Origin of the sequence: Mesorhizobium sp. CCNWLY176 (assembly GCF_037153935.1) — a bacterium.
Classification (GTDB): domain Bacteria; phylum Pseudomonadota; class Alphaproteobacteria; order Rhizobiales; family Rhizobiaceae; genus Mesorhizobium_M; species Mesorhizobium_M zhangyense.
Genome location: NZ_JBBBDZ010000003.1, coordinates 309714 through 322181, shown reverse-complemented (window position 1 = coordinate 322181; position 12468 = coordinate 309714). Strand labels below are relative to the sequence as shown.

The 12468-nt window shown below is 62.2% G+C and carries 12 protein-coding genes and 1 tRNA gene; 7 read left to right on the top strand and 6 right to left on the bottom strand.

All coding sequences use genetic code 11. From position 1 onward, the window contains the following. The first annotated feature begins 9 nt into the window (after window positions 1-9). On the top strand, window positions 10-882 hold the full coding sequence (locus WBQ96_RS07150) for a DMT family transporter (RefSeq protein ID WP_336548727.1): 873 nt from the start codon (window positions 10-12) through the stop codon (window positions 880-882). Window positions 883-1005: 123 nt separating this feature from the next. Further along, complete coding sequence (locus tag WBQ96_RS07145; RefSeq protein WP_336548726.1) at window positions 1006-1236, top strand: hypothetical protein; 231 nt, start codon at window positions 1006-1008, stop codon at window positions 1234-1236. Between the two features lie 135 nt (window positions 1237-1371). On the opposite strand, the gene WBQ96_RS07140 is transcribed toward WBQ96_RS07145, so the two are convergent. Beyond that, entirely contained in the window at window positions 1372-1536 is a 165-nt protein-coding gene (locus WBQ96_RS07140; RefSeq protein WP_336548724.1) for a hypothetical protein, read from the bottom strand. 312 nt (window positions 1537-1848) lie between these two features. On the opposite strand from WBQ96_RS07140, the gene WBQ96_RS07135 reads away from it, so the two are divergent. Both WBQ96_RS07135 and WBQ96_RS07130 read left to right on the top strand, forming a co-directional pair. Then, window positions 1849-3237: a pyridoxal-phosphate dependent enzyme gene (locus WBQ96_RS07135; RefSeq protein ID WP_336548722.1), complete on the top strand. Its 1389-nt coding sequence runs from the start codon at window positions 1849-1851 to the stop codon at window positions 3235-3237. Continuing rightward, window positions 3234-4403 (top strand): trans-sulfuration enzyme family protein, encoded by a 1170-nt coding sequence (locus tag WBQ96_RS07130; RefSeq protein ID WP_336548720.1) that lies wholly within the window; start codon window positions 3234-3236, stop codon window positions 4401-4403. Before WBQ96_RS07135 ends, WBQ96_RS07130 begins: the two co-directional genes overlap by 4 nt. Before the next feature lie 63 nt (window positions 4404-4466). Here WBQ96_RS07130 and WBQ96_RS07125 read toward each other — a convergent pair whose 3' ends face one another. The 3 genes from WBQ96_RS07125 to WBQ96_RS07115 form a co-directional block, all read right to left on the bottom strand. Continuing rightward, a complete protein-coding gene (locus WBQ96_RS07125) occupies window positions 4467-5861 on the bottom strand; it encodes a calcium-binding protein (RefSeq protein ID WP_336548718.1) in 1395 nt (464 codons plus the stop codon). 240 nt (window positions 5862-6101) lie between these two features. After that, window positions 6102-6177, bottom strand: a tRNA-Lys gene (locus WBQ96_RS07120). Window positions 6178-6285: 108 nt separating this feature from the next. After that, window positions 6286-7194, bottom strand: a complete 909-nt coding sequence (locus tag WBQ96_RS07115) for a PhzF family phenazine biosynthesis protein (protein ID WP_336548716.1) — start codon at window positions 7192-7194, stop codon at window positions 6286-6288. A gap of 112 nt (window positions 7195-7306) precedes the next feature. On the opposite strand from WBQ96_RS07115, the gene WBQ96_RS07110 reads away from it, so the two are divergent. Genes WBQ96_RS07110 through WBQ96_RS07100 form a run of 3 tightly spaced genes read left to right on the top strand, consistent with a single transcriptional unit; the run spans window position 7307 to window position 10514 of the window. Continuing rightward, window positions 7307-8596 (top strand): efflux RND transporter periplasmic adaptor subunit, encoded by a 1290-nt coding sequence (locus WBQ96_RS07110; RefSeq protein ID WP_336548715.1) that lies wholly within the window; start codon window positions 7307-7309, stop codon window positions 8594-8596. Between the two features lie 5 nt (window positions 8597-8601). Continuing rightward, window positions 8602-9306: an ABC transporter ATP-binding protein gene (locus WBQ96_RS07105; protein WP_336548713.1), complete on the top strand. Its 705-nt coding sequence runs from the start codon at window positions 8602-8604 to the stop codon at window positions 9304-9306. Continuing rightward, entirely contained in the window at window positions 9306-10514 is a 1209-nt protein-coding gene (locus WBQ96_RS07100) for an ABC transporter permease (RefSeq protein WP_336548711.1), read from the top strand. Before WBQ96_RS07105 ends, WBQ96_RS07100 begins: the two co-directional genes overlap by 1 nt. 8 nt (window positions 10515-10522) lie before the next feature. Here the strand turns inward: WBQ96_RS07100 and WBQ96_RS07095 are convergent, their stop codons facing one another. Together WBQ96_RS07095 and WBQ96_RS07090 are read right to left on the bottom strand one after the other, a co-directional pair. Beyond that, a complete protein-coding gene (locus WBQ96_RS07095; protein ID WP_336548709.1) occupies window positions 10523-11239 on the bottom strand; it encodes a hypothetical protein in 717 nt (238 codons plus the stop codon). A gap of 4 nt (window positions 11240-11243) precedes the next feature. Further along, on the bottom strand, window positions 11244-12356 hold the full coding sequence (locus tag WBQ96_RS07090) for an endonuclease/exonuclease/phosphatase family protein (protein ID WP_336548707.1): 1113 nt from the start codon (window positions 12354-12356) through the stop codon (window positions 11244-11246). Between the last annotated feature and the right edge of the window lie 112 nt (window positions 12357-12468).

Below are 12468 nucleotides of genomic sequence, written 5' to 3'. Positions count from 1 at the left end.
AAGTCGGCAATGACCGCGCCCCAATCCAATCTCAAGGCAGCCCTGTGGATGGGCGGCTCGCTTGCCTGCATGCTCGCCATGACGATCGCCGGGCGCGAAACGACCAGGGAGCTCAATGTTTTCCAGGTAATGGAGATGCGCTCCATCATCGGCCTCTTGATGCTTTATCCGCTGGTGCTGCGCAGTGGCGGCATCGGCGCGATGCGGACGACGATGCCCCTGCAGCATCTGTCCCGCAACATCGCCCACTATGCCGGCCAGGCGCTCTGGCTGTTTGCGCTCACGCTCATCCCGCTTGCCCAGCTGATCGCCATCGAGTTCACGGCGCCGATCTGGACCGCCCTGCTCGCCATGGCGTTCCTTGGCGAGCGCATGAATGTCTGGAAGACGGCAGCGATCGTCTTGGGGCTGATCGGCGTCGCCGTCATCGTCCGGCCGGGCATTGCCGAGGTCAATGCCGGCCAGCTTGTCGTGCTTGCCGCCGCGGTCTGCTTCGCCATCTCCTTCGTGCTGGTGAAGGCGCTGACGCGGAAGGACAGCGCGGTGAAGATCATCTTCTGGATGCTGGTCATCCAGTCGGTCATCGGCTTCATCCCCGCGCTGCACGAGTGGCACTGGCCTTCTGCACATGTCTGGCCGTGGATTTTCGTCATCGCCTTCGCCGGTTCCTACGCGCACTACTGCATGGCGCGTGCGGTGGCTCATGCCGACGCGACCGTGGTGATGCCCATGGATTTCGTGCGCGTGCCGGCAACCGCGCTTGTCGGCTGGCTGGTCTATTCGGAACAGATCGACATGTTCACCGCCATCGGCGCCGCTCTCATCCTCGGGGGCAATCTGCTCAACCTGATGGCGCGAGGTCGACGCGTCGCGCCGGCCTGACGTCGCTGGCCTTAAATCGGTGCGTTCTCGGTAGATCGCTGCCGATATGCGCGCCCCTGTCATACCGCCGATACACACCCAAAACTAAGCTGCGCTGGCATCAGGACACCAACGGAGGCGACCATGTCCGACGATCAGACTGCCAAGGTGACGGCCCATCAGAAGAACGATGACGACAAGTGGTACTACTCGATCAGCGGCGATGACGAACGGGTCGGTCCATACGACTCCGAGGAAGAAGCGCTTGCTGCCGGAGAAGAAGTGCTCGACGAAATGGCGAGCGCCGACGAGGATGAAGACGGCGACGAAGTCGTAGCCGAAGACGACAGCGACGAGGAAAAAGCCACGGCTTGAGCTGAACCGCTCAACGGCTTGCGATTGCCTGACCTTGTGAGGCGTCCACGCTCGTTGTCACTTGTCTCCATTGCCTGCAACGGTCCGATCCCGTGCGGGCAAGACTGAAATCGCCGCCAGCTTGCGGCTCGAACCTCAGTTGCCCGACAGGCCGCCGCCGCGATCAGTCCGTTTCTTCAACGGCGTCATCGTTTCCTCGCGCTTGCTCCAGCTCGCATAGCCGTCGTCTGAAGCGCAGCCCGCAAGCAAGCCGCCGGACAGAACCGTCAAAGCTGTCAGCACAAGCAGAATTCTCGTCATGTCGTCCTCCGTTCGGCCCGATGCATTTGCCTGACCACACTGCTTCAAGTCAACTGTTCCAGCACGAACCGGATGCGGCATCAGGCCAGCAAAAGCTGGAAAGGATTCAAATTTCGATTATGCCGGAATTGTTAGATATATTTGGCTTTTATCCGAGCGTGGTTTGCCCCAGATAGAATTAAATTCCAGATCATGCCGAACGGGTGTGAAAACCTGCCGCGACTGCTATCTGTAACATGACACCCGCCCGGCACCGCGGGTCGAACCGGGCCAGAGCGGCCGAAGCCGCCGTATGCGAGAATCGGAGGAACGATGACACGTCTGCGCAAGCCCTATTCCTCGGTGCTCGACCTGATCGGCGAGACGCCGGTGGTCGAGCTGACGAAATTCGACACCGGCAAGTGCCGGCTCTTCATCAAGCTCGAGAGCCAGAACCCCGGCGGCTCGATCAAGGACCGCATCGCGCTTTCCATGATCGCCGATGCAGAACGCTACGGACGCCTGGCGCCCGGCGGCACGATCGTCGAGGCAACGGCAGGCAACACCGGCCTTGGCCTTGCGCAGGTCGGCATTCCCAAGGGCTACCGCATCATCCTCGTCGTGCCCGACAAGATGTCGCGCGAAAAGATCCAGCATCTGCGCGCATTGGGAGCCGACGTACGGCTCACCCGCTCCGATGTCGGCAAGGGCCACCCTGAATATTACCAGGACATGGCGGAGAAGATCGCAGCCGGCATTCCCGGCGCCTTCTACGTCAACCAGTTCGCCAACCCGGCCAATCCGCTTGCCCACGAAACCACGACCGGGCCGGAAATCTGGGAGCAGCTCGAGCACAAGGTCGACGCAGTGGTCGTCGGCGTCGGCTCGGGCGGCACCCTGACCGGCCTTGGCCGCTTCTTCAAGCAGGTTTCGCCGCAGACCGAGATGGTGCTGGCCGATCCCGTCGGCTCGGTACTGGCACCGCTGATCAAGACCGGCAAAATGGAAGAAGCCGGAAGCTGGACGGTGGAAGGCATCGGCGAGGACTTCGTGCCGCCCAACGCCGATCTCTCGCTCGTCTCCAAAGCCTATTCGATCCCCGACAAGGCGAGCATGCTGGCCGTGCGCGACCTGCTGTCCCGGGAAGGTATTCTCGCCGGCTCCTCCTCCGGTACGCTTTTGTCGGCCGCACTGCGCTATTGCCGCGAACAGACGACCCCGAAGCGGGTCGTGACCTTCGTCTGCGACAGCGGCAACAAGTATCTTTCCAAGGTGTTCGACGATTTCTGGCTGGCCGAACAGGGCCTCTCCGAGCGCGACAACCATGGCGATCTGCGCGATCTGGTCGCCCGCTCGCACCGCGAGGGTGGCACCGTCTTCGCCGGCCCCGGCGACAGCCTACTGACAGCCTACGGCCGCATGCGCCGTGCCGACGTTTCGCAACTGCCGGTGCTCGACGACGGTAAACTCGTCGGCATCATCGATGAGAGCGACGTGCTGGCCGTGGTCGATGGCCCCTATGACAGCCGCTGGGATCGTTTCAACGCCCCGGTCAGCTCGGCCATGAGTTCGGAGCTCCACACGCTCCAGGCGAGCCAGACACTGGATTCTCTACTGCCCGTCTTCGACCGCAACGAGGTCGCCATCATCTTCGATGGTGACGAATTCGTCGGTCTCATCACCCGCATCGACCTGATCAACCATTTGAGGCGCGCACGATGACCACTTCGCCGAAGAACCGTCTGGCTTTCGCCACCCGCACCATCCATGGCGGCCAGAGCCACGATCCGACGACCGGCGCGGTGATGGTGCCGATCTACGCCACCTCGACCTATGCCCAGCAAAGCCCCGGCGTGCACAAGGGTTTTGAATATGCGCGCAGCCAGAACCCGACGCGCTTCGCCTTCGAGCGTGCCATTGCCGATCTTGAAAGCGGCTCGGCCGGCTTTGCTTTCGCCTCGGGCCTGGCCGCGATCGCCACGGTTCTGGAACTGCTCGACTCAGGCGCGCATATCGTTGCCACCGACGACATCTATGGCGGTACCTTCCGGCTGCTCCAGCGGGTCCGTAAACGCACGGCCAATCTCGACATCACCTTCGTCGACTTCACCGACCTCGCTAAAGTCGAGGCCGCGATCCGGCCCGAGACGAAAATGCTCTGGGTTGAAACGCCTACCAACCCGCTGCTGCGCATCGTAGACCTTGAAGGCGTGGCAGCCCTCGCGCGCCGCAAGGGCCTGATCTCGGTTGCCGACAACACTTTCGCCAGCCCCTACATCCAGCGGCCGCTGGAACTCGGCATCGACATCGTCGTCCACTCGACGACCAAATATCTCAACGGCCATTCCGACATGGTCGGCGGCTGCGCAGTGGTCGGCGAAAACAAGGAAATCTTCGACCAGTTGAAATTCCTGCAAAACGCCATCGGCGCGATTTCAGGACCGTTCGACAGCTTTCTGGCGCTGCGCGGCCTGAAGACATTGGCACTGCGTGTTGAAAGGCATTCGCAGAACGGCCTGAAGATCGCAAAATGGCTGGAAAGCCGTTCCGATGTCCGTCGCGTCATCTACCCAGGCCTCGAAAGCCACCCCCAGCGCACAATCGCCAAGGCGCAGATGCACGCCTTCGGCGGCATGATCACGGTCGAATTCGACCGCGACCTCGCCGCGACGAAACGCTTTCTGGAACGCACGCAGCTTTTCGCGCTGGCCGAAAGCCTGGGCGGCGTCGAAAGCCTGATCGAGCACCCTGCCTTGATGACCCACGGCAGCATTCCTGCAGAACAACGTGCAGCGCTCGGCATCTCCGATTCGCTGGTGCGCATTTCGGCGGGCATCGAGGACGGCGACGACCTGATCGCGGATTTGGACCAGGCGCTGGCGGGATAGAAGCGATTTTTCTCAAAGCGCTCCGAGACGGCCAATGCACAACTGGCCGTCGGGAATTTGCGCCTAGACGATAAAAAAGTCGCCTGCGGTGAGCGATGTGCCGTGGCTCACGGCGGCGAATTTGACTGCTGCCGCGCCGCCGGCGCCGTCCGCATCGTACAGCAGATTGCCGGAGGCCTTGTTGTAGATGATGCGGTCGTTTTCATCGACGGCGGATTTGCCGATCACCAAGGCCCCGGCATCCAGCGCACCGGCTGCAAGCCCTGCAAAGACGGTGCTGTCGAGCTGAATAATGTCGTCGACGGAGCTGAAGTCGAGGATCCTGTCGTGATTCGCTGAACCGGGCGCGGTATCGAAGACGAAGGTATCATTGCCCGCCCCACCCGATAGCCGGTCATGGCCGGCACCACCATTGAGATTGTCGTTGCCAGCGCCGCCGCGAAGCTGGTCATTGCCCGCGCCGCCAGTGATTTCATCGTTGCCCGCACCGCCCCGCAGGCGATCGTTGCCGGCACCGCCATCGAGGGAATCGTTGAACTTGCTGCCGGTGATGCGGTCGTTGCCGCCATTGGCAGTGACCAGCACGGCGTGATCGTAAGTCTTGTAGCTTACGGTGTCCTTGGCGTCGGTCAGCGTGATGCTTTCGGCCGGCGGGGCGACGGTGATGGTGATGGTCGCGACATTGCTGTTGCCCTGGCCGTCGGTGGCATAGACGGTAAAAGTGTCGGTGCCGATGAAGCCTGCCTCGGGTGCGTAATCGAACAGGTTCCCGTTCAGATAATCCGCGTGATAGTGCAGGCTGTCGAAATAATGGCCCTGGTGAAACGGGTAATAACCGGCCTCATATTTCGTTTCCTGCTGCAGCATGCCGTGGTCCGGCCCATCGACGACGACAAAGCTCAGCAGATCGTAATCCGCATCCGTCGCGCTGAACTTGATGTCGTCGAGAGATTGTCCCGGCGCAAGCGTGAAGCTCAGATTGCTGACCGTGGGGGCATGGTTGATGAAGGTGTCGGGCTGGAGCACGCCGCCGTCCAGAATGATCTGATGCTGGCCGTACTGGGTGTTTTCGCCACCATAATATTCGTTGGCGCCTGTCCACGTCACCGTAATGTCGTTCGGACTGTCGGCGCTGACGGAGACGATCTGGGTCGACAGATAGGCCGCCTGGTCTGACAGCGTGCGGATATAGTTGCCATCATTGTCGAAGACGGCTGTTTCTATCGTCGTGAAAAGTTCGGTCCTGCCGTCATTGGTGAAGGTGGAGACGGTGAAGAAACCGTCGAAGACATCGACCGAAGCCACATCGACCCAGCCGAACGGAAAATCCGTATGCGCCCCAGTCGGCCCGAGAACGTCGCCATCTGTTTCCGTTATGGAAAACAGAACCGCGTCGGGGCTCTCATTGTTGACGTCTTCCCAGACGTTCAGCTCACTGCCATTGCTTAAGGTCGGCATCGTGTTCTTCCCTTCGTTGTCCGGCGAGACAGGGCTGCGAACGCCATTCACCGGGTAACATAGGCCGGCAATGAAGACCATTGCACGACAAAGTTCTTCGATACGACACATGCCGCCGTATTACGAACTTCGCCAAGGCGAGCCGCACAGCAGTTGCGTAAAGCCGGTGCGACTGAAGCGCCTCGGCGCGGATCGAGCCGCATTAAGCCGAAGCAAGCTATTGATGTTAAAGGAAGAAAGTGGTGGGTGCGACAGGGATCGAACCTGTGACCCGCTGATTAAGAGTCAGCTGCTCTACCAACTGAGCTACGCACCCACTCCACCGGCGAACCGGTGTTGGCGCGGGATATAGCCATACCTTTCCGGCCTGTCCAGCCCCCTAAATCAATCATTCGTCGTCAAAGTTCATTTTCGCCTGCGTCATTTATGCAAACAGCATTCCCTCGGCGATCTTGACGGCATTGCCACCTATGCGCGCGGCGGTCAGTTTGCCACCCTCCACGTCGATTTCCAGCCGGATGCGCGATGGTCGCCCCATTTCCATGCCTTGCTCGATCCAGAATCGCGCAGGACCGTCGCTCGGCGCATCGAAATGCGTGATCGCACCGGAAAAGGCCGCCGCAGCCGATCCGGTCGCCGGATCCTCATAGGAAGGACTGCCAGCCACGAACATGCGCGCATGAAAACTGCTGTCGTGATGGACCGTGTCGCGCGTGTAGACATAGGCGCTGGCCGGCTTGCCGTCGGTGCGTCTCGGTGTGAACTCCAGCCAGGCCGGGCTGTCGAGTCTCGCCCGCTTGGCGACATCGAGATTCGCCACCGGCACAGTCAGATAAGGCACGCCGGCCGACCACAGGCCGACGCGGTGATTCTCGAAGCCGATCTCGTGCGGGTCGAGGCCAAGGGCCGCACCGATCACTTCGGACTCCACCGTCAGTTCCGATTGCTTTGGCAACTCGGGAATGTCGAACTCCGCAAAGATGCCTGTTTCGCTACGCGAGATCGCGCAGCGAAACAGCCCGATATTCTCCTCCAGCACGAAAATCTCGTCCGTGCGGCTGCTGTCCAGTTCTGCCAGCGCGATCGCCGTGCCAACGGTCGGATGGCCGGCAAAGGGCATTTCGTAGACCGGCGTGAAAATGCGCACCCTTGCCTTGTGCACCGGGTTTTCCGGCGGCAGCACGAACGACGTTTCCGACAGGTTGAACTCGCGCGCTATGCGCTGCATCGCGGCCGTATCGAGCCCATCGCAATCGAGCACGACGGCCAGCGGATTGCCGGCCAGCCTTTCGCCCGTAAACACGTCATAGACGAGGTATTTCCTGCCCTTCATCGGCTTTCTTCCTGTTTCCCGCCCCAAACATGAGCGAAATTTAACTTGTAATCCTCGGCTCTAACCACGAGTTGTCGAGATGTAGGGATTTTCGCATGCATAGGGGGCCGGCATGGACCAGATTGTCAATCGGCCAGTGACGGAAACTCCAGCGACGGTCGAAGCCGCTCTTGGCCTCGACAACAAGGGGCGCGGACGCAAGCGTCGGCGCGGCTGGATTTATGCGCTCGTCGGCCTCGCACTCGTGGCCGGCGGCGGATATTACCTGTTCTCCGAGCCGTCATCCGCCAAGATAAGCTACACCACCGTTCCTGCCGAAACCGGCAATCTCGTCGTTGAAGTCTCGGCAACCGGGACATTGCAGCCGCTGACCCAGGTCGATATTTCCAGCGAGCTCTCCGGCGTCGTCCGCTCGGTTTCCGCCGAGGAAAATCAGGAAGTGCGAAAGGGCGACGTGCTTGCCGCGCTCGACACCACCCGGCTGCTCGCCCAGATCGAACGCGCCGAGGCTTCCGTCAAGGCTGCCGAGGCAAAGGTTCTGGATGCCAAGACCACGCTGAAGGAAACCGGGCAGACGCTGGCCCGTTCGCGCCAGCTTTCCGCACGCGGCATGGTCGCCGATCAGATCCTCGACACGGCGCAGGCCGCGCGCGACCGCGCCGAGAGCGCAGTGGCAAGTGCCGAGGCCAATCTGGCAATCGCGGCTGCCGATCTGAAGCTGCAACAGGCCGACCTCGCCAAGAGCACCATCTATGCGCCGATCGACGGCGTCATCCTGACCCGTTCGGTCGATCCCGGCCAGACGGTCGCCTCCTCATTGCAGGCGCCGGTCCTGTTCGTCATTGCCGCCGATCTCAAGCAGATGGAACTTCAGGCAGCCGTAGATGAGGCCGATATCGGCTCGGTGACGCCGGGCCAGAAGGCGCGCTTCACCGTCGATGCTTTCCCGGAACGCCGCTTCGACGCCGATATCCGCGACATCTCCTTTGCCTCAACCACCACGGAAGGCGTGGTGACCTACAATGCCCGCCTGGCGGTCGACAACGCCGAACTGCTCCTGCGCCCCGGCATGACGGCCACCGTCGCCGTCATCACGCGCGAGGCTAACGATATCCTGACTGTGCCGAGCGCTGCCTTCCGCTATCGCCCGCCGGCAGCAGATACGAGACGCGGCTGGAGCCTGCAGAACCTGTTCATGCCGCGCATGGGCCGGCCCGGCGGCGGCCAGCGCCAGCGCCAGGCTGCTGCATCCGACGGCACGCGCACGCTCTATGTGCTGAAGGATGGTCAGCCGGAGGCGGTCAAGGTCAAGACCGGCTCCACGAACGGCGAGGATACCGAGATCGTCTCCGGCGTCTCGGCCGGCGATCTCGTCATCACCGGCAGCCAGACGCGGAACTGACCGGCATGACGGAAAAGCCGCTCATAACGTTCGATCAGGTCTGGAAGACCTACGGCGAAGGCGAAGCCAGCGTTCATGCCCTGGCGGGCGTCGACCTGTCGATTCGGCGCGGCGAGTTCGTGGCGATCATGGGCCCGTCGGGTTCGGGTAAATCGACCGCCATGAACATCATCGGCTGCCTCGATACGCCGACCTCCGGGCGTTATGGCTTTCTAGGCGTCGATGCCGGGCGGCTCGACCGTAACCGGCGCGCGGTTCTGCGCAATCTCTATGTCGGCTTTGTCTTTCAGGGCTACAACCTGCTTCCGCGCACGACGGCTGCCGAAAATGTCGAACTGCCGCTTATCTATCGCGGCGCGCCGGCCAGCGAGCGGCACAAACTGGCAGCCGAGGCACTGGAACAGGTCGGCTTGCTCGGCCGACAGGGCCACACGCCGGGCGAGCTTTCCGGTGGCCAGCAGCAGCGCGTGGCGATCGCGCGCGCCATCGTCACAAAGCCGACGCTTCTGGTGGCGGACGAGCCGACCGGCAATCTCGACACCGCCCGCAGCCACGAGATCATGGAACTGTTGACGCGCCTCAATCAGGATCTAGGCCTCACCGTCGTCATGGTCACGCATGAGGCCGATATCGCAGCCTACGCCCAGCGCACGATCGGCTTCCTCGACGGCCACATCGCCTCCGACCAATTGAACCGGAAGGCCGCCTGATGCTCTGGGAAACCATCCGCCTCGCCTTGCTTTCTGTGCGCCGCAACGTGCTGCGCTCGTTCCTCACCCTGCTCGGTATCGTCATCGGCGTTGCCGCCGTCATCGCCATGATCACCATCGGCTCGGGCACCACGGAAAAGGTCAAGAACGACATTTCCAAGCTCGGCTCGAACCTGCTCGTCGTGCGCGCTGCCCGGCCCGAGCGCGGCGGCTCGACCTCCTTCACCCCTCGCCGGCTGGAGGAGCGGGACCTGCTCGGCCTGCGCAAGGGCCTGACCAACGCCAAGGCGGTTTCAGCAGCATCGCAAAGCACGGTGCGCGTCGTCTACGGCGCGGAAAATATCGCTGCCCAGGTGACAGGCACCGATACGGATTTCTTCATCGCCCGCGACTGGGATGTCTCGAGCGGCCGCATCTTCTCCGAGTCGGAGGTGCGCAGCGGCGCCGGCGTCTGCATCCTCGGCGAAACCGTGCGCCAGCAATTCTTCGGTGCGGGCGACCCCGACGGCATGTCGGTGCGCGTCAACAAGACGAGCTGCAAGGTCATCGGCGTGCTGCAGGCCAAGGGCACGTCTGGCTTCGGACAGGACCAGGACAGCGTCGTGATGATGCCGCTGGGGGCCTTCCAGCGCCGCATCGCCGGCAACCGCAACATCGACGCGGTCTACATTGCCGCGCAGGACGGCGTCGCGACGTCGGCAGTGCAGGAAAGCATCGAAGACATCATGCGCGACACGCGGCGCCTCGCGCCCGACGCCGACGACAATTTCGAAGTCCGCGACATGACCCAGATCGCCGACGCCATGACCAGCGCCACCACCACCATGACCGGCATGCTGGGCGCGGTTGCCGGCGTCAGCCTGCTTGTCGGCGGCATCGGCATCATGAACATCATGCTGGTTTCGGTAACGGAGCGCACGCGCGAGATCGGCATCAGGCTGGCCATCGGCGCGCATGAAAAGCACATCCTCATCCAGTTTCTGGTCGAGGCGACCGTGCTGTCGCTGCTCGGCGGGCTTATCGGCATCGCCATCGGCCTGGCGCTTGCGGGAGCGGCTTCGCTGACGCTGTCCATTCCCTTTGCGCCAAGCATTCCCATCATTCTGCTTGCCGTCGGCTTCTCGGCGCTGATCGGCATGGTGTTCGGCTTCTTCCCGGCGCTCCGCGGGGCAAGGCTTGATCCGATCGACGCGCTACGGCACGAGTAGGCGTAGCGCTATTCCGTTACCGAAAAATGCCACTCGATCAGCGGCACCATGTGAGGCATCAACCCTTCAGGCCGGTCATCCGGGCCGCGGATGATGACCGGAGCTTCGATCTCCGGTTCAGGATCGGCGGCTACGAACTCGCGAATGGCTTCGGCAATGACGTCGGCGTTCTCGTCGATATAGTAGCGGCGGAAGATCACGGTGCCTGCCTCGGTCGAGTAGGCGTGATAGCGCTTGCCGCGCACGAGATGGCTGATGTTGATGCCGGTTTCCTCGTCCACTTCCCTGACCATGTTGAAATGGAGGTCGGCGATGCCATCGACGAAATCGATCGGCTCGAACGAACCGGCTGCGAAATAGACGCGTCCGGCATTGACCGTATGCGCGCCCATGCGGATGGCAATCAGCGCATCGTCGCGCGACACCAGCATGGCATGCGCATAGGCGTGCTCGCCACCTGAAATCGCGCGATGCTTGCGCCAGTGCATGAACGTAGCGAAGCGCACAGCATGGCAGACCCCTTCCAGCCGTCCGGCCTTGTAGGAAAGCCCGGAAAGCAGAACCACCGTGCCGTCGAACAATGCCGGATTGGCGGCTTTTTCCGCCAGCCAGTTTTCCTCGATCGCCGCCGTGTTGGCCAGTTCGAAGGGATGCGGCGAGGCATCGAGCCGGACTTCGATGCCGTCCACCGGCAGGATGGTGTTGCGTGGGATATCGAAATCCATCGAACTACCTGATGTTCAGCGTCACCGCGACGGGGCAGTGATCGGAGGCTTTCGGCCGGTCCCAGCCGGCGCGCGGGTATCGCTCGACTTCCTGGCCCGGCGGGAAGATCGTGCGCCACGGCTGCCCCTTGCGGACGATATCCGGCACCGCGCCGGCATTTTCCCGCGCCAGTGCCGGCGATACGAGGATACAATCGAGCTGGCACAGATGCCGCTCTTCCGGTCCGCGCGTATGATAGAGCGTCCAGCGGTCGATTTCGGGGCGTCTTTCGACGATGTTTTCGGCAAAGCCGTCGGCAAGCAGCACGTTGAGGCACGACTGCGTTTCATTGACCACGGTGAAATCGTATCCCGCATGTGCGCTGCCGCCGATCACCACGCGCTGGCGATAGTCGTTGAAGTCGCCGCAGATCACCCAGCGCTTGCCGGCAGTCTGATCCTTGCCGAACCGATCCTCGATGATGCGGCGCACCGCCTTGGCCTCGGCTTCGCGGATCGGCATGGAGGCATCGCGGCCCGGCACGCCGTTTCGCGGGCTGCCCATGGATTTGAAATGGACGGAGTAGATGGTGAGTGGCCTCCCGCCGATCTTGACGTCGATCTCCAGACAGTCGCGCCGGAAAATCCGCTCGAAGGGTTCGTTGCCGGTGGCGAGGAGTTCGGGCGTGTGCAGCCCGAATTCCTCGAAGGTCACATGGGCGTGGCTGGTCATGCGCACGAATTCGATCGGCTCGCCGTCGGCCGTCTCCGTGCGCATCATCACGGCGACATCGATGCCGCGCGTATCGTTGCCGGACGTCGTGTATTTCTGGCGATAGCCCTGCCCGACCATCTTGAACAGATAGCCATATTCGAAGGCCCGAAGCGCCTCGATATTGTCGACCTCCTGCATGCAGATGATGTCGGCGCGCGTCTCGGCAATTGCAAGCGCCGTCAACTGGCGCATGTCGTCGGTGTGGGCGATGGCGCGGGCCTGTTCGAGAAGCCGGTACTCCGCCTCGTCCTTGATCTCGAACAGGGCCAGCGTCCGGTCCTGATTGAGCTGGTTGCGGTAACCGGAATAGTCGAACCTGTTCATGAGGTTTTCGACATTGAAGGTGGCGAGGCGCAGCGACATGGGCGCGAGCTTTGCCCGCAAGCGCGGTCAAAAACAAGGGCCGGTTGCAGTTTCAGGAATCGGAAACGTCCGTTCATCGACCGTTCAGGGTCGAAGTTCGATCATGATCGCA